17 protein-coding genes are annotated in these 17,218 nt (G+C 69.2%); 13 read left to right on the forward strand and 4 right to left on the reverse strand.

From position 1 onward, the window contains the following. Positions 1-5 precede the first annotated feature (5 nt). Entirely contained in the window at positions 6-932 is a 927-nt protein-coding gene (locus tag D3H34_RS25690) for a LysR family transcriptional regulator (RefSeq protein ID WP_119557062.1), read from the reverse strand. 234 nt (positions 933-1,166) lie between these two features. On the opposite strand from D3H34_RS25690, the gene D3H34_RS25695 reads away from it, so the two are divergent. The 11 genes from D3H34_RS25695 to D3H34_RS35025 are packed head-to-tail and all read left to right on the forward strand — an operon-like array spanning position 1,167 to position 12,417. Next, positions 1,167-1,958 (forward strand): 5-oxoprolinase subunit PxpA, encoded by a 792-nt coding sequence (locus tag D3H34_RS25695; protein WP_167481275.1) that lies wholly within the window; start codon positions 1,167-1,169, stop codon positions 1,956-1,958. Between the two features lie 58 nt (positions 1,959-2,016). Beyond that, the gene (locus D3H34_RS25700) at positions 2,017-2,265 is read left to right on the forward strand and encodes an acetyl-CoA carboxylase (protein ID WP_119557064.1); all 249 of its coding nucleotides are present in this window, start codon (positions 2,017-2,019) and stop codon (positions 2,263-2,265) included. Between the two features lie 11 nt (positions 2,266-2,276). After that, positions 2,277-3,674 (forward strand): acetyl-CoA carboxylase biotin carboxylase subunit, encoded by a 1,398-nt coding sequence (locus D3H34_RS25705; RefSeq protein ID WP_119557065.1) that lies wholly within the window; start codon positions 2,277-2,279, stop codon positions 3,672-3,674. Next, positions 3,671-4,570, forward strand: coding sequence for a 5-oxoprolinase subunit B family protein (locus D3H34_RS25710; RefSeq protein WP_119557066.1), 900 nt, complete (start codon positions 3,671-3,673; stop codon positions 4,568-4,570). Before D3H34_RS25705 ends, D3H34_RS25710 begins: the two co-directional genes overlap by 4 nt. Next, positions 4,560-5,537 (forward strand): 5-oxoprolinase subunit C family protein, encoded by a 978-nt coding sequence (locus tag D3H34_RS25715; protein WP_119557067.1) that lies wholly within the window; start codon positions 4,560-4,562, stop codon positions 5,535-5,537. Before D3H34_RS25710 ends, D3H34_RS25715 begins: the two co-directional genes overlap by 11 nt. Positions 5,538-5,587: 50 nt before the next feature. Next, positions 5,588-6,670, forward strand: coding sequence for a TMAO reductase system periplasmic protein TorT (torT, locus tag D3H34_RS25720; protein WP_119557068.1), 1,083 nt, complete (start codon positions 5,588-5,590; stop codon positions 6,668-6,670). 7 nt (positions 6,671-6,677) lie between these two features. Continuing rightward, positions 6,678-8,183, forward strand: coding sequence for a sugar ABC transporter ATP-binding protein (locus D3H34_RS25725; RefSeq protein WP_205736809.1), 1,506 nt, complete (start codon positions 6,678-6,680; stop codon positions 8,181-8,183). Continuing rightward, entirely contained in the window at positions 8,180-9,226 is a 1,047-nt protein-coding gene (locus D3H34_RS25730; RefSeq protein WP_119557069.1) for an ABC transporter permease, read from the forward strand. The genes D3H34_RS25725 and D3H34_RS25730 overlap by 4 nt, the downstream gene beginning before the upstream one ends. 33 nt (positions 9,227-9,259) lie before the next feature. Further along, positions 9,260-10,531, forward strand: coding sequence for a 4-aminobutyrate--2-oxoglutarate transaminase (gene gabT / locus D3H34_RS25735; protein ID WP_119557070.1), 1,272 nt, complete (start codon positions 9,260-9,262; stop codon positions 10,529-10,531). Positions 10,532-10,552: 21 nt separating this feature from the next. After that, complete coding sequence (locus D3H34_RS25740; protein ID WP_119557071.1) at positions 10,553-12,016, forward strand: NAD-dependent succinate-semialdehyde dehydrogenase; 1,464 nt, start codon at positions 10,553-10,555, stop codon at positions 12,014-12,016. Between the two features lie 20 nt (positions 12,017-12,036). Further along, positions 12,037-12,417 (forward strand): GFA family protein, encoded by a 381-nt coding sequence (locus D3H34_RS35025; protein ID WP_119557072.1) that lies wholly within the window; start codon positions 12,037-12,039, stop codon positions 12,415-12,417. A gap of 19 nt (positions 12,418-12,436) precedes the next feature. On the opposite strand, the gene egtD is transcribed toward D3H34_RS35025, so the two are convergent. Next, on the reverse strand, positions 12,437-13,435 hold the full coding sequence (gene egtD / locus D3H34_RS25750) for an L-histidine N(alpha)-methyltransferase (protein WP_119557082.1): 999 nt from the start codon (positions 13,433-13,435) through the stop codon (positions 12,437-12,439). A gap of 24 nt (positions 13,436-13,459) precedes the next feature. Continuing rightward, a complete protein-coding gene (egtB, locus tag D3H34_RS25755) occupies positions 13,460-14,722 on the reverse strand; it encodes an ergothioneine biosynthesis protein EgtB (protein WP_119557073.1) in 1,263 nt (420 codons plus the stop codon). 137 nt (positions 14,723-14,859) lie between these two features. Between egtB and D3H34_RS25760 the strand changes: the two genes are divergently transcribed. Together D3H34_RS25760 and D3H34_RS25765 are read left to right on the forward strand one after the other, a co-directional pair. Further along, a complete protein-coding gene (locus D3H34_RS25760) occupies positions 14,860-16,206 on the forward strand; it encodes an NAD(P)/FAD-dependent oxidoreductase (RefSeq protein ID WP_119557074.1) in 1,347 nt (448 codons plus the stop codon). 21 nt (positions 16,207-16,227) lie between these two features. Then, positions 16,228-16,479 carry a hypothetical protein gene (locus D3H34_RS25765; protein ID WP_119557075.1) on the forward strand — a complete coding sequence of 84 codons (252 nt, stop codon included), beginning with the start codon at positions 16,228-16,230 and terminating at the stop codon, positions 16,477-16,479. Between the two features lie 18 nt (positions 16,480-16,497). On the opposite strand, the gene D3H34_RS25770 is transcribed toward D3H34_RS25765, so the two are convergent. Continuing rightward, positions 16,498-17,058 carry a thermonuclease family protein gene (locus D3H34_RS25770; protein WP_119557076.1) on the reverse strand — a complete coding sequence of 187 codons (561 nt, stop codon included), beginning with the start codon at positions 17,056-17,058 and terminating at the stop codon, positions 16,498-16,500. Positions 17,059-17,218 lie beyond the last annotated feature (160 nt).

The raw sequence follows: 17,218 nt of genomic DNA on the forward strand, positions 1-17,218 counted from the left end.
TTGCATCAACCTCTGCCGCGCCCCGTGCGCCCCGACGCCGGCTCGAGAAACAGCTGGCGAAAATAGTCGCGAAACGCCGTCATCGCCGGCGAGAAGGCGATGCCCTGCTTCCAGCCCAGCCCGATGTTCATGGTGGGCACCGCATCGCGCAGGTTGATGGTCTCGATGCGCTTGCCTTCGAGCGACCACGGGCGGTAGACCATGTCCGACAGCACCGTCACGCCCAGCCCGTTGGCCACCGTGCTGCGCACCGCCTCCACCGAACTCGTGCGCAGCCGCACCTGCGGCTGGTGCGGCGTCTTGCTCCAGTACTTGAGCGCGGTGGCTGCGGCTTCGTCCACCGTGAGCATGATGTAGGGCTCGGCCGCCACGTCGGCCAGCGTCACCTCGGCCTTGTCCAGCAGCGGGTGCTTGGCCGGCACCCACAGCCGGCGCTGCGAGCCGAAGAAGGTTTCGAGCGACAGCTCGCGCAGCACGACGTTCGACGTGAGCACCACGCCGATGTCGTAGCGCTGCGTGATCAGGCCCTCTTCGATGGCCTCGCGCGCCACCTCGTGCACCTTCACCGTCACCTGCGGATGCAGCTGCTCGAAGCGCTGCAGGTGATGCGGCAGGAAGTAGCCCAGCACCGTGTAGCTGGCCGCGATGGTGAGCGAGCCCTCGACGTTCTCACCCTCGTGCGGCATGCGCACCGCCTCGTCCGCCGCCGACAGCACGGCATACGCGTGACTCAGGAAACGGCGCCCGGCCTTGGTGAGTTCCACGCCGTGCGGGTGCCGCTCGAAGAGCTGCTGTCCCATCATGTCTTCGAGTTCGCGGATCGCGGTGGTCACGGCCGACTGCGAGATGTTCAGCTGCAGCGCCGCATGCGAGATGCGCCCCACCTCGGCCACCGCCGAGAAGTACTTGAGCTGGCGAAGGGTCAGGGACATGGCGCCGTCTTCCTAGGGTATTTACGGATACGCGCTGCCTGCCTCGGGCGAAAACCCGATACCGCGCGATCGCTTCCCTCCAGCGTAGCGCCCATTCCGGCCACTTGCAGCATCTGTTTTTCAGATATCGAGCCGTCTGAAAACAATGCTTTTCGGCCTTTCGACCGCTGGCTAACCTTCGCGCCAACCTGCACCGCCCCCTCGGCGATGCGCACCACACAAAGGCTGGACGACGTGACGAAGACAACGCGGATCGATCTGAATTCCGACATGGGCGAAGGCTTCGGCCCCTGGACCATCGGCGATGGCGTCGACGAGCAGCTGATGCCGCTCATCAGCTCGGCCAACATCGCGACCGGCTTCCATGCCGGCGACCCGAACATCATGCGCAGGATGGTGCTGCTGGCCCGCACGCACGGCGTGGGCATCGGCGCGCACCCGGGCTTTCGCGACCTCGTGGGCTTCGGGCGCCGCCACATCAATGCACCGGCCGACGAGCTGGTGAACGACATGGTCTACCAGCTCGGCGCGCTGCGCGAGTTCGCGCGGCTGGCCGGCATGAGCTTGCAGCACATCAAGCCGCACGGCGCGCTCTACATGCATGCGGCGCGCGACGAGGCGCTCTCGCGCGCGCTGGTCACGGCCCTGCAGCAGATCGAACCGACGCTGCGCCTGTTCTGCATGGAATCGTCCGTCACCTTCCAGGTGGCGCGCGAGCTGGGCCAGCCGGTGGTGCGCGAGTTCTACGCCGACCGCGACTACGACCTGAGCGGCTCCATCGTCTTCACGCGCCGTGTCGGCGCGCTCGACCCCGAGGCCGTGGCCGCCAAGGTGCTGCGCGCCTGCACCGACGGCGTGGTGCGCACCGTCGAAGGCCAGGACGTGGCAATCGGCTTCGACTCGGTCTGCATCCACAGCGACACGCCCGGCGCGCTGGCGCTCGTGCAAGCCACGCGGCGCGCGCTTGCCGACCACGGCATCGAAGTTGCAGGCCTTGCCGGCACCACTGCGCCGGCGCAGGCTTGAGTTTTCCGTTCTTCCCGCTTTCGCTTTCGTTCTTGTTCCCGTTTCCAGGAGTGCCCCGATGCCCGCTACCCATGAAGTCCTGAGCCCGCTGCCGGGCACCTTCTACCGCCGTTCGGCGCCCGACGCGCCGCCGTTCAAGGCCGAGGGCGACACCGTGGCCGTGGGCGACGTGATCGGTCTGGTCGAGGTGATGAAGCAGTTCAGCGAAGTCACGTCCGACGTGGCCGGCCGGCTGGTGAGCTTCGCCGTCGAAAACGGCGAGCCCGTCGATCCGGGCCAGGCGTTGGCCGTCATCGAAACGGCGTGAGACACCGGACCATGACCGCTGCATTCGACAAGCTGCTCATCGCCAACCGCGGCGAGATCGCGGTGCGCATCATCCGCGCCGCGAAGGAACTGGGCCTGAAGACCGTCGCCGTCTACAGCGACGCCGACGCGCAGAGCCTCGCGGTGCGCATGGCCGACGAGGCCGTGCGCATCGGCCCGGCGCATGCCACCAAGAGCTACCTCAGCGTGGACGCGATCCTGCAGGCGGCGGCCGACAGCGGCGCCGGCGCGGTGCATCCGGGCTACGGCTTCCTGTCGGAGAACGCCGCGTTCGCCGAGCGCGTGGAAGCGGCGGGCCTGGTGTTCGTCGGCCCGACGCCGCACGCGATCCGCACCATGGGCGACAAGGCCGCCGCGCGCGCCGCGGCCATGAAGGCCGGCGTGCCCACCGTGCCGGGCAGCGCGGGCGTGGTGACCGACCCCGACATCGCCGTCGAAGTGGCGAAGGACATCGGCTACCCGATCATGATCAAGGCCTCGGCCGGCGGCGGCGGGCGCGGCATCCGCGTGGCGCACGACGAGGCCGAGCTGCGCCAGCAGTTCGCCACCGCCACCGCCGAAGCGCAGGCCGCCTTCGGCAACGGCGAGGTGTACCTCGAGCGCTTCATCCGCCAGGCGCGCCACATCGAGGTGCAGATCCTGGGCGACGGCCAGCGCGTGGTGCACTGCTTCGAGCGCGAATGCTCGCTGCAGCGGCGCCGCCAGAAGGTGTGGGAAGAAGCGCCCTCGGCCGCCATCAGCGAGGCCACGCGTGCCGCGCTGTGCGAATCGGCGCTGCGGCTCGCCAATGCCGTGGCGTACCGCGGCGCAGGCACGCTCGAATACCTGTACGACGACGACACGCGCGAGTTCTTCTTCATCGAGATGAACACGCGCATACAGGTCGAGCACCCGATCACCGAGATGATCACCGGCGTCGACCTCGTGAAGGAAATGCTGCGCATCGCGCTCGGCCAGCCGCTGCGCCTGAAGCAGGAAGACATCCGCCTGACCGGCGCGGCCATCGAGGTGCGCGTCAACGCCGAGAACGCGGCGAAGAACTTCATGCCGAGCCCCGGCCTGGTCTCGCAGCTCGTGGTGCCGGGCGGCCCCGGCGTGCGCTTCGACACCATGCTGTTCCCCGGCTACACCGTGCCGGCGTACTACGACTCGCTGCTGGGCAAACTGATCGTGCACGACACCGACCGCGCCGGTGCGCTGGCCCGCATGCGGCGCGCTCTCGACGAGCTGCAGGTGGAAGGCATCCACACCACGATCCCGCTGCACCGCGCACTGTGCGAAGACGCGGATGTGGCGAAGGCCGCCTTCCACACCGGCTTTCTCGAAACCTGGCTGGCAGCGAACCCGCTGGCCGACGCCCCCGCTCCACTTCCGAAGGTGACCGCATGACCGCTGCCAGCACCCTCCCCGCACAAGCGCGCTACAGCTTCGGCGGCGACGAGCACCTGTTCGTCGAGATCAGCGAAGAGATGTCGCTGCCCGCCTTCTTCAAGGGCATGGCGATCTGCAACGAGCTGCGCCGCCGCGCGCTGCCCGGAGTCACCGAGATCTGCCCCGCCAACGCCGCCTACCTCGTGCGCTTCGACCCCGATGCGATCGCACCCGACGCACTGCTCGCCACGCTGAAGGAGATCGAAGCGGGCCTGGGCGATGCCGACCTGCAGATGCAGACGCGCATCGTCGAGATCCCCGTGCTCTACAACGACCCGTGGACGCACGAGACGCTGATGCGTTTTCGCGAGCGTCACCAGGACCCGTCGAGCACCGACATCGAGTACGCGGCGCGCATCAACGGCCACGCCTCGGTCGAGGCCTTCATCGAAGCGCATTCGTCGGCGCCGTGGTTCGTGTCGATGGTCGGCTTCGTGGCCGGGCTGCCCTTCCTGTTCCAGATGGTCGAGCGCCAGCGCCAGATCCAGGTGCCCAAGTACCTGAGCCCGCGCACCGACACGCCCAAGCTCACGCTGGGCCACGGCGGCTGCTTCAGCTGCATCTACTCGGTGCGCGGCGCGGGCGGCTACCAGATGTTCGGCGTCACCCCCGCGCCGATCTTCGACCCCGCGCAGCGGCTGTCGTACCTCAAGGACCTGATGGTGTTCTTCCAGCCCGGCGACATCGTCAAGTGGAAGCCCATCGACCGCGCCGAGTACGACCGCCAGATCGCGCAGGTCGAAGCGGGCACCTACGCGCTGCGCATCGCGCCGGTGTCCTTCTCGCTCAACGATTTCCTGGCCGACCCCGACGGCTACAACCAACAGCTCCTGAAGGTGCTCCATGGCGATTGAAGTGCTCAAGCCCGGCCTCGCGACCAGCGTGCAGGACGCGGGTCGTCCCGGCTACTACCACTTGGGCATTCCGCTGTCGGGCGCGCTCGACCAGCAAAGCCTGGTGCTCGCGAACCTGCTGGTCGGCAACGACGAAGGCGCGGCCGTCATCGAAAGCACACTGCTCGGACCCGAGCTGCAGTTCGACGCGCCCGCGCTGGTGGCCGTGACCGGCGCCGACGCGAAGATCAAGCTCAACGGCAACGAGGTGCCGCGCAACACCTCGTTCGCGGTGCAGGCCGGCGACAAGCTCGGCTTCGATTTCATGAAGCTTGGCGCGCGCATGTGCATCGCCGTGGCCGGCGGCATCGACGTGCCGGTGGTGCTGGGCAGCCGCTCGACCTACGGACTGGGCGCGTTCGGCGGCTTCAACGGCCGCAAGCTGCTGGCCGGCGACAAGCTGCCCGTGGGCGCGCCATCCGCCAACGCCCGCGCGGGCCGCATGGTCGATGCGTCGTTGCTGCCGGTGCTCGAAAAGGAAGTGGCCCTGCGCGTGCTGCCGGGCATCTACTTCCACCGCCTGCAGGAGGTGTCGGTGCGCAGCTTCTTCGCCGACACCTGGACCGTCGGCTCCGAGGCCGACCGCATCGGCTACCGCTACAAGAACGGCACGCCGCTGAAGTTCCAGGAACGCACACCGCCTTTCGGCGCGGGCGACGACCCGTCGAACATCGTCGACGCAGGCTATCCGTACGGCTCCATCCAGGTGCCGGGCGGGCGCGAGCCGATCATCCTGCACCGCGATGCGGTGTCGGGCGGCGGCTACGCGATGGTCGGCACCGTCATCAGCGCCGACATGGACCTCATCGCGCAGATGCAGCCCAACCACAAGGCGCGCTTCGTCGAGGTCGACATGGCGCAGGCGCTCGAAGCCCGCGCCGAACGGCGACGACGGCTCGACCGCCTGCGGACCGCGCTCGCGGCCTGACGCGCCCCTTCTTCCCTCTTTTTTCACCGCTGTCACCCAAGGAGTTCTTCATGAACAGCTCGCCCCTGCGCGTTTCATTGATCGCCGCTTCGCTCACCGCCGCCCTGGCGTGGCACGCCCCGGCCTCAGCCGCCGACTGGTTCCCCTACAAGGCCGAAACCACCGAGCCCGCCTTCTCGGCCGAGGGCACGAAGAAGCCCATCGACTACACGCCACTGGCCAAGGCCTCGAAGAAGTGGGACATCTGCGTGTCGTTCCCGCACATGAAGGACGCCTACTGGCTCGGCGTGGACTACGGCGTGATCGAGGAGGCGCGCCGCCAGGGCGTGAAGCTGCAGGTGGCCGACGCGGGCGGCTACACCAACCTGGGCAAGCAGGTCTCGCAGATCGAGGACTGCGTGGCGCGCGGCGCCAACGCGGTGATCATCGGCGCGATCTCGGGCGACGGGCTGAACAACGTCATCAAGGCCACGGCCGCGAAGAAGGTGCCGGTGATCGACCTGGTCAACGGCATCAGCTCGCCCGACCTGTCGGCCAAGTCGCTCGTGTCGTTCCACACCATGGGCCACTCGACAGGCGAATACCTTGCCAAGAAGCACCCCGCGGGCTCGCCGCCGGTGAAGGTCGGCTGGTTCCCCGGTCCGGCCGGCGCGGGCTGGGTCGAAGCCGCGCACAAGGGCTTCATGGAAGCGATCAAGGGCAGCGCCGTGACGGTGCTCGACCCCAAGTACGGCGACACCGGCAAGGAAGCGCAGGCCAAGCTCGTCGAAGACGTGCTGCAGGGCAACCCCGACCTCGCCTACGTGGCCGGCACCGCCGTGACGGCCGAGGCCGCCACCGGCATCCTGCGCGCGCGCAACCTCGACAAGAAGGTGCAGGTGCTCTCGTTCTACATGACGCCGGGCGTGTACGAAGGCATCCAGAAGGGCCGCATCGTGGCCGCGCCCGCCGACTCGATGGTGATCCAGGGCCGTATCGCGGTCGACCAGGCGGTGCGCCTGCTGGAGAACAAGGACGTGGTGAAGCACGTCGGCCCGAAGATCTTCGTGGTCGACAGCAGCAACATCAAGACGGTGAAGCAGGCCGACATCCTGCCGCCGACCGGCTTCAAGCCGGTGTTCGAGGTCAAGTAAGCCCGCCATGGCTCCTGTGCTGCTGCAGACCCTCGGCCTGGGCAAACGCTACCCCGGCGTGCTCGCGCTCGATGCGATGGACTTCGAGCTGCGCGCCGGCGAGGTGCACGTGCTGTTCGGCGAGAACGGCGCCGGCAAGTCCACGCTGATCTCGCTGCTGGCGGGCGCCAACACGCCCTCGGCCGGCGAGATCCGCATGCACGGCGCGCCGGTGCGGTTTGCGAACGTGCACGACGCGCGGCGCCACGGCATCAGCGCGGTGTTCCAGGAGTTCTCGCTGATCCCCACGCTGTCGGTGGCGCAGAACCTGAGCCTGGGCGAAGAGCCGTGCACGGCCGGCCTGCTCGACCGCGCGGTGGTGCGCGAGCGCGCCCGCGCGATGCTGGCCGACCTGGGCTTCGAGATCGACGTCGATGCGCCCGTGTCGGGCCTCACGCGCGCGCAGCAGCAGATGGTGGAGATCGCCAAGGGCCTGCGCGGCGAGGTGTCGGTGCTGATCCTCGACGAGCCCACGGCCTCGCTCACCGACACCGAGACGCAGCGCCTGTTCGAGCTGGTGGCGCGGCTGAAGGCGCGCGGCGTGGGCATCGTCTACATCTCGCACCGCATGCAGGAGATCGCGCAGATCGCCGACCGCATCACGGTGCTGCGCGACGGGCGCAAGGTCACGACGGTGGACGCGCATGCGACCAGCGCCGACCGGCTCATCGAGCTGATGAGCGGGCGGGCCATCGAACAGATCTATCCGCGCATCGAGGCGCGCCCCGGCGAGGTGGTGCTGCAGGTCGAAGGCCTGGGTTCGCCCAACGGCGTGCGCAACGCGAGCCTCACGGTGCGGCGCGGCGAAGTGGTCGGGCTCGCGGGCCTCGTGGGCTGCGGCAAGTCGGAGCTGTTCCGCGCGATCTACGGGCTCGATCCGGTGAGCGAAGGCCGCGTGCTGTTCAAGGGCCAGCCGCGCACGGGCGCCAAGGTGCGCCAGCTGCTCGACGAGGGCCTCTTCTACCTGCCGCCCGATCGCAAGGGCGAGGGGTTGGTGCTCGGCTTCACCTCGCGCGCCAACATCACGCTACCGCTGGTGCACGGGCCGATGCGCGGGCGTGGCGGCTGGCTGCGCAAGCGCCTCGGGCGGCGCCTCTCTTCCACCGCCGCCGAGCGCGTCGAACTCGCGCCGCGCAACCTCGACCGGCCGGTGGGTCTGCTCTCGGGCGGCAACCAGCAGAAGGCGCTGTTCGGCAAGGGCATGACGCGCGACGCCGCGCTCTATGTGTTCGACGAACCCACGGTCGGCGTCGACATCGGCACGCGCAGCGCGCTCTACGAAGTGATCCGCAAGCTCTGCGAAGGCGGCGCCGCGGTGGTCGTGATCTCGTCCGACCTGCCCGAGGTGCTGCACCTGAGCCATCGCGTCTACGTGATGTGCCGCGGCGAAATCGCCGGCGAGCTGCAGGGCGACGCCATCAGCGAGACCCGCGTGCTCAACCTGTTCTTCGGCTCCAGCGAAAGCAATCCATGACTCCGTCTCCCACCGCGACCGCCCTGGCGGCGCCCGCTCCCGGCCTGGCCGGCCGCTTCCTCGGCCTGCTGCGCGCCCTGTTCCTGCGCCTGGGCGTGCTGCCCTTCATGCTGGTGATCGCCTGCGTGGTGTTCGCCACGCTGTCCGACCAGTTCCTCACCGCGCAGAACCTCGTGAACCTGCTGCGCCAGTCGGTCTACCTGATCCTCGTGTCGATGGGCCAGATGCTGGCGCTGGTCACCGGCGGCTTCGACCTCTCGGTGGGCACCGTGATGGCGATCACCTCGGTGGTCAGCGCGCTCGCCATGCAGATGCTGGGCGCAGCATTCCCTGACGCGGCCTGGATGGTGGTGATCGTCGGCTGCCTCTGCGGGATGCTGGCCGGGCTGGTGGTGGGCCTCATCAACGGCTTCGGCGTGGCGGTGATCGGCGTCTCGCCCTTCATCATGACGCTGGGCGTGCAGTCGATCGGCGTCGGCTTTGCGCTGTTCCTCACGGGCGGCGTGCCAGTGTCGGGCCTGCCCTCGGAGTTCAGCGAACTCTTCGGCTTCGGCACCGTGTTCGGCGTGCCGGTGCCGATCCTGGTGACGGCCGTGTGCGTGGCCGGCATGGGCGTGCTCATGGGTCGCCTGCCGACCGGCACGCACCTGCTCGCGGTCGGCGGCAACGCCAAGGCCGCGGCGCTGTCGGGCATCGACACCCGCCGCGTACTGCTCATGGCCTACCTGCTGTGCGCGGGCCTGGCGGCCGTGAGCGGCCTGCTGCTGACGGCGCGCGTGGAAACCGGCGAGGCCAACCTCGGCGGCACCGTAGCGCTCGAATCCATCGCCGCCTGCGTGATCGCCGGCGTGAGCCTGCGCGGCGGCATCGGCCGCGTGCCCAACGTGGTGATGGGCGCCATCTTCATCGGGCTCGTGCAGAACGGCATGAACTTGGCCAGCGTGGGCTCGTACCTGCAGATGGTGGTGCTGGGCGCGCTGCTGATCGTGGCCGTGGTCGCCGACCAGATCCGCCATCGCATGGTGGCACCGGGCGGCCACTGAGCCTCAACCAACACAAGCAACGAAGGGAATCTCATGACCAACAAGACCAACGCCGCCATCGACGCGCGGCGCATCGCCGCCACGCCGCGCGGCATCGGCATCGGCTTTCCGATCTACGCGGAGCGCGCGCTCAACGCCGAGCTGTGGGACGTCGAGGGCCGGCGCTACATCGACTTCGGCTCGGGCATCGCGGTGCTCAACACCGGCCACCGGCATCCTCGCATCGTCGAGGCGATCCGCGCGCAGCTCGACCGCTTCACCCACACCGCCTACCAGGTGGTGCCGTACGAAAGCGTGGTCTCGCTGGCCGAGCGCCTGAACCGGCTCACGCCGGGCACGCACGCCAAGAAAACCGCCTTCTTCACGACCGGCGCCGAGGCGGTGGAGAACGCCATCAAGATCGCGCGCGCCGCCACGCGCCGGCCCGGCGTGATCGCGCTGGGCGGGGGCTTTCACGGCCGCACCTTCATGGGCATGGCGCTCACGGGCAAGGTCGTGCCGTACAAGACCGGCTTCGGCCCCTTCCCCGGCAGCATCTTCCACGTGCCCGCGCCGATCGCGCTGCACGGCGTGTCGGTGGACGACTCGCTGCGCGCCATCGAGAAATTGTTCAAGGCGGACATCGAGCCTGAGCAGGTGGCCGCGATCATCCTGGAGCCCGTGCAAGGCGAAGGCGGCTTCTACGCCGCACCGCCCGCCTTCATGCGCGCGCTGCGCGAGATCTGCGACCGCCACGGCATTCTGCTGATCGCCGACGAGATCCAGACCGGCTTCGCGCGCACCGGCAAGTGGTTCGCCATGGACCACTACGACGTGGTGCCCGACCTCATGACCATGGCCAAGAGCCTGGCGGGCGGCACGCCGCTGTCGGCCGTGTGCGGCCGCGCCGAGATCATGGACGCGCCCGCGCCCGGCGGGCTTGGCGGCACCTATGCCGCCAACGCGCTGGCCATTGCGTCGGCGCATGCGGTGCTCGACGTGATCGAGGACGAGCGGTTGTGCGAGCGCGCGCAGGTGCTCGGCGACCGGCTCAAGGCGCGCCTCGAAGGGCTGCGCGCCAGGGTGCCGCAGATCGCGGACGTGCGCGGCCTGGGCGCGATGGTGGCGGTCGAGTTCGCGGGCGCCGACGGTGCGCCCGCCCCCGTGTTCACGAAGCAGGTGCAAAACCGGGCGCGCGACGCGGGTTTGCTGCTGCTGACTTGCGGCGTGCATGCCAATGTGGTCCGCTTCCTGTTCCCCCTCACCATCGAAGACGCGGTGCTGAACGAAGGACTCGACATCCTCGCCGTCGCATTGCAAGCCTGAGACCACAACCTCAACCACCTCATGCCTTTGAAACTCCAAGACCCCACCCTGCTGCGCCAGCAGGCCTATGTGGCCGGTGCCTGGGTGAATGCCGACAACGGCACCACCGTCGCCGTCACCAACCCCGCCACCGGCGAACACATCGGCACCGTGCCGATGTGCGGCACCGAGGAAACCGTGCGCGCCATCGCCGCCGCGGAGAAGGCCCAGAAGGCCTGGGCCAGGGTGCCCGCCAAGGAACGCTCGGCCATCCTGCGCAAGCTCAACGACCTGATGCTCGCGAACGTGGACGACCTCGCGCTCCTCATGACCAGCGAGCAGGGCAAGCCCCTGGCCGAGAGCCGGGGCGAGATCGCCTACGCCGCCTCCTTCATCGAATGGTTCGCGGAAGAAGCGCGCCGCGTGTACGGCGACACCATTCCCGCGCCGCAGGCCGACCGCCGCATCCTCGCGCTGAAGCAGCCCGTAGGCGTCACGGCCGCGATCACGCCGTGGAACTTCCCCACCGCCATGCTCACGCGCAAGGCCGGTCCCGCGCTCGCGGCCGGCTGCGCGATGGTCGTGAAGCCGGCCACGCAGACGCCGTTCTCGGCGCTGGCCTTCGCGGTGCTCGCCGAGCGCGCGGGCGTGCCGAAGGGCCTGCTGTCGGTGCTCACCGGTTCGGCCAGCCAGATCGGCGGCGAGATGACGCGCAGCCCCATCGTGCGCAAGCTCACCTTCACCGGCTCGACCGAGGTGGGCCGCACGCTCATGAAGCAGTCGGCCGACACCATCAAGAAGCTGTCGCTCGAACTCGGCGGCAACGCGCCCTTCATCGTGTTCGACGATGCCGATGTCGATGCCGCCGTCGAAGGCGCGATGGTCTCCAAGTACCGCAACACCGGCCAGACCTGCGTGTGTGCCAACCGCCTGTACGTTCAGCGCGGCGTGCTCGAAGCCTTCACGCAGAAGCTGGTGGCCAGGGTCAACGCGCTGAAGGTCGGCAACGGCACCGAGGCCGGCGTGAACCAGGGTCCGCTGATCGACGCCAAGGCCGTCGAGAAGATCGAGGAGCACGTGGCCGATGCCGTCGCCAAAGGTGGCAAGGTGCTGGCGGGCGGCAAGCGCCATGCGCTGGGCGGCCTTTTCTACGAGCCCACCGTGATCGGCGGCGCCACGGCCGACATGTTGTTCGCGCGCGAGGAAACCTTCGGTCCGCTCGCGCCGATCTTCGCCTTCGACACCGAGGCCGAGGCCATCGCCGCGGCCAACGACACCGAGTTCGGCCTGGCCGCGTACTTCTACAGCCGCGACATCGGCCGCATCATGCGCGTGGCCGAGGCGCTCGAATCGGGCATCGTGGGTGTGAACACCGGGCTGGTCTCGACGGCCGAGGCGCCGTTCGGCGGCGTCAAGCAGTCGGGGCTGGGGCGTGAGGGCTCGAAGTACGGGCTCGACGACTTCCTCGAAGTGAAGTACGTCTGTCTTGCGGGGCTGGACAGCTAGGCTGCGAAAATTCGCAGCCTATGACAACGTACCGGGGCTCTTGCCACTGCGGCGCATGCCGCTTCGAGGTCGACACGGACCTTGACCATGTCCGCAGCTGCAATTGCTCCGTGTGCAGGCGCCGGGGCGCGCTGATTCACCGCGTGCCTGAATCAGCGCTTCGCATGCTCACCCCGCTTGAAGACCTGACGGTCTATGAATGGCACTCACGGACCGCGCGTGACTACTTCTGTCCCCGATGCGGAATCATGCCGTTCCGAATTCCCAGCGCGCCCACTGCGCAAGAAACAGCGCAGGGCAAGCTGCCGTTCGCGGGATGGGCCATCAATGCGCGCTGCCTGGAGGGCGTTGACCTCGCCAGCATCCCGGTCAGGCTCGTGAACGGCGCCGATCTGTCCTGAGTGCCAAGGGCGGTTGGGTTCAGCTCACCAGCCAGTGCACGCTGAACAACCGCTCGGGGTCGGTCCACACCGCCCCGACGCGGAAGCCCGCGCGCACCGCGAGTGCCTGTAGGCCCTCGACGGTGAACTTGTGCGAATACTCGGTGTGGATGGTTTCGCCTTCCTCGAACGCGAAGTGCTCGCCGCGCAGCTGCACGCTCTGCGCGCGCCGGCTCACGAGGTGCATTTCGATGCGCCGCATGGGCGCGTTGTAGAAGGCCGCATGCGAGAAGCCGTCGAGGTCGAAATCGGCCGACAGCTCCGCGTTCGCGCGCCGCAGCAGGTTGAGGTTGAACGCCGCCGTCACGCCCTGCGCGTCGTTGTAGGCTGCATGCAGCCGGTCGGGGTCTTTGACCAGGTCGACGCCGATGAGCAAGCCGCCGCCGCGCAGCATGCGCGCTGCGAGCTGTAAAAACGCCAGGGCCTCGTCGGGCTCGAAGTTGCCGATGGTCGAACCCGGGAAGAAACCCACCCGCCGGCCCGCCCCGGCCATCGGCGCAGGCAGCACGAGCGGCATGGTGTAGTCGGCCGCGATGGGCTGCACGGCCAGCGCCGGGTAGTCGGCCTTCAGGCGCGCCGCCGCGGCTTCGAGGTGCTCACCCGAAATGTCGATCGGCAGGTAGCGTTTCGGTGATTCGAGCGCGTCGAGCAGCAGCCGCACCTTGGTGAGCGAGCCGGCGCCGAACTCGACGATCTCCGCATGCGGCCCGATCTGCGCGGCGATCTCGCCGGCGCAGGCGGCGAGGATGCCCAGTTCGGTGCGCGTGGGGTAGTACTCGGGCAGCTCGCAGATGCGGTCGAACAGCTGCGAGCCCGCCACGTCATAGAAGAACTTGGGCGAGATGTTGCGTGGCGTTCGCGCCAGGCCGGCCTGCATGGCGCGGCCGAACTCGGACCACGGGGCGGTATCAGCCTCGGGAGGCTCTGCCTGGCGTTGCAGGTGGCTGGCAAGGGCGAACGGGGCGGTCGGATTGCGCATGGTGCTCGGCTCCATCGAGGTCGATCAAAGGTCTTTCGCGAGCCGCAGCCCCGAGAACTGCCAGCGTGCCGCCGGCGGGAAGAAATTGCGATAGCTCGGCCGCGTGTGCCCGGCCGGCGTGGCGACGCTGCCGCCGCGCAGCACCAGCTGCCCCACCATGAACTTGCCGTTGTATTCGGCTGCGATGCCGGGCAGCGGACGAAAGCCGGGGTACGGGTCGTACGACGAACGCGTCCATTGCCAGACGTGGCCGCTCATCTGCGTGATGCCGGGTGCGTCGAAGGCGGCCTCCCACTCGAACTCGGTGGGCAGGCGCGCGCCGGCCCATTCGGCGTACGCCGCGGCCTCGTAGAAGCTCAGCTGTGCCACGGGCGCATCGACCTCCATCGGCCGCACGCCGTGCAGGCCGAACACCTGCCAGCCGCCGGACGCGGCATGGCCGCCGCCTGCACCCAACTTGGCGATGCGCGGGTCGTCGGCTTCGAGCCAGTAGGCCGGATGGCGCCAGCCCTGGGCCTGCACCGTGGCCCAGCCGTCGGACAGCCACAGCTCGGGCCGGTGGTAGCCGCCGTCGGCGATGAACTGCGCGTAGTCGCCGCAGTTCACCAGCCGGTCGGCGATGGCGTAGGGGCGCAGCAAGGCGGCGTGGCGCGGCGTCTCGTTGTCGAAGCAGAAACCTTCTCCCGCATGCCCGACGTCGACCATGCCGCCCGGCTGCGCCAGCCAGCGCACCTCGGCCGGCACGGCGGCCAGCCGCAGCGCGGGGCCGCTCGAGGGCTTGCAGGCCGGCAGCAGCGGGTTGCACGACAGCGCATGCAGGATGTCGGTGAGCAGCAGCTCCTGGTGCTGCTGCTCGTGGTTCAGGCCGAGCGCGACGATGGGCTCGATGGTCGCCCAGTCGATCTCGGACGTTGCCAACAGCGCGAGCACCGCCTCGTCGACGTGGCGGCGGTAGGCGTGCACTTCATCGAGCGACGGCCGCGTGAGCAGGCCGCGTTGCGGCCGGGGGTGGCGCGGGCCGAGCGCCTCGTAGTAGGAGTTGAAGAGGTAATGGAACCGCGTATCGAACGGTTGGTAGTCCGCCGCATGCGCTTGCAGCAGCACCGTCTCGAAGAACCAGGTGGTGTGCGCCAGGTGCCACTTGGTCGGGCTGGCGTCGGGCATCGACTGGATGCACTGGTCCTCGGCGGACAGGGGCGCGGCAAGCGCCAGGCTGGCGGCGCGCACCGTGCGGAATCGCTCGCGCAAGGCGTTCGCCACGGGGGCGATCGGCCGGGAAAACGTCATGGTGTCTCCAGTCGGGTCAGCGGGAAGTTTTAGCCCATCCGGGTGACAAAGGCACGTAGGACAAGACGCCGCCGCCGCGCCGCCGCGGGAGCCCGTCCTGTGCCTGGCGGCCCCGGGCCGCTGCGTATGATCCGGCCATGCAAACCCCCTCTCCTTCGGCCAGGCCCCACGTTGTCATCATCGGCTGCGGTTTCGGCGGACTCGAGGCAGCGCGCAAGCTGCAGCGGGCCGACGTCGATGTGACGGTGATCGACAAGACCAACCACCACCTGTTCCAGCCCCTGCTCTACCAGGTGGCGACCGCCGGCCTGGCGGCCCCGTCGATCGCGGCGCCGGTGCGTGCCCTGTTCCGCAAGCAGGCCAACGTGACCACGCTGCTGGCCGAGGTGACGGGCATCGACCCCGCCGCGCGCAGCATCCGGCTGGGCGACGGCAGCGATGTGTCCTATGACCACCTGATCGTCGCGGCCGGGGCCACGCACAGCTACTTCGGGCACGACGAATGGTCGGGCGCCGCGCCGGGCCTGAAGACGCTGGCCGACGCCTTCGAGATCCGCCGCCGCGTGCTCATGTCCTTCGAAACGGCCGAGACCACCGCCGACCCCGAGCGCCGCCGCGCGCTGCTCACCTTCGTGGTGATCGGCGCCGGCCCGACCGGCGTCGAAATGGCCGGCACGCTGGCCGAGATCGCCAAGCACACGCTCGCGGGCGAGTTCCGCCGCATCGACCCCGGCAGCGCGCAGGTGCTGCTGGTCGAGGGCGGCCCGCGCGTGCTGCAGGCCATGCCCGAAAGCCTGAGCCAGAAAGCGCTCGAACAGCTCGAAAAGCTCGGCGTGGAAGTGCGGCTGAACGCGCGCGTCACGGCCATCGACGACAGCGGCCTCGAAGTGCAGACCGGCGGCGGCCCCGACGGCGCGCCGGTGCAGAGCTACCGCATTCCGAGCAGCTGCGTGGTGTGGGCTGCCGGCGTCGCAGCCTCGCCGCTGGGCCGGATGCTGGGTGCCGCCACGGGCGTCGAGTGCGACCGCGCCGGCCGCATCAAGGTCGAGCCCGACCTGAGCCTGGCGGGCCACCCCGAGATCAGCGTGGTGGGCGACCTGGCCGCCGCCATGAGCCACGCGCCCGGCAAGCCGCCCAAGCCGGTGCCCGGCGTGTCACCCGGCGCCAAGCAGGCGGGCCGCGCCGCGGCGGCGAACATCCTGCGCCGCCTCGCGGGCCAGCCGACCGAGCCCTTCCGCTATGCCGACTACGGCAACCTCGCCACCATCGGCCGCAACTCGGCCGTGGTCGACCTGGGCACGCCCTTCGGCCCGCTGCGCTTCAGCGGCCGGCTCGCGTGGCTGTTCTGGCTGTTCGCGCACGCGTACTTCCTGATCGGCTTTCGAAACCGCGTCGTCGTGATGTGGGACTGGGCCAGCGCCTACTGGAGCTTCCAGCGCAACGCGCGCGTGGTGGCGGACGTGCAGGGGCGCAGCGAGTCCTGAGAAGGTGCGAACGAGCCCGCGATGACCCTGCTCTGGTGGATCGTCTTCCACGCGATCGGCGCGCTGTTCTGGCTCTGGATCCTGCGCTGGGGCGGCGCGGACTGGCTCGAAGGCACCTTTCTCTCGGGCTTTCTCGTGAGCACCTTCGCGCCGCGCTGGAGCGCCGAGGGCCTGCGCATGTTCGCGCTGCTGATGTTGATCGTGTGCGCCATCAGCTTCGTCTGGGGGCTGTTCATGCCCGAGATGCGCTGCTGGTATTCGGGCCACTGCTGAGAGCGGCCCGACAGGCCGTTAAGACAGCGGCTCGAAGCGCACGTCGCCCCACGGCGACGAGCCGCCGTTGCGTGGCTGCTCGCGTCGCTCGCGCCGCCAGTCCCAGGGCGGCGTCGGCGCCTCGTCGGCCCATAGGCCCAGGTGCTGCGCACGCGCCGCGGCCTCGAGCCGGAACAGCTCGCCGCCGCGCTTCTTCGCGATGCCGTGGTAGTCGTAGACCCAGGCCCAGCCCTCGGCCACCATGCGGCGGCCGGCGTCCTCGCCGTTACAGCGCACGTCGGCCACGGTGCGGCCGTAGCGGTCGGTGTCGCGCTCGGTGATGACGGCTTTCTCGGCGTAGCACAGGCGGCTCAGCGCCTGCCGGCTGCGCTGACCGTGGGGCTGCGCCTTCTCGGGCGCGTCAATGGCGGCGATGCGCACCTTGACCTGCTCATAGCGGCCGATGCGGCCGCAGCGCGCGGTGAGCGTGTCGCCGTCGCTCACGCCGACGACGAGGCAGGTGCGCGACGACGCGGCATGGGCCAGCAGCGGGAAGGAAAGGCCGAGGGAAAGAAGCAGGAAGACGGGCCGAAAGCGCATGCGGGAAGGGAACGGAACACGGGGCCGGGAATGGCTGACGATTCTCGGCGTGAAGTGAACGCTCTCCCCTGCAGATGCATTTGTTTTCTTCTTCGTTGGCGCACTAACGAAGCACGCCCGCGAGGGCCGTGACGAGCCCCGCCCCACCCACCACGGCAGC

It is taken from the genome of Acidovorax cavernicola, assembly GCF_003581445.1.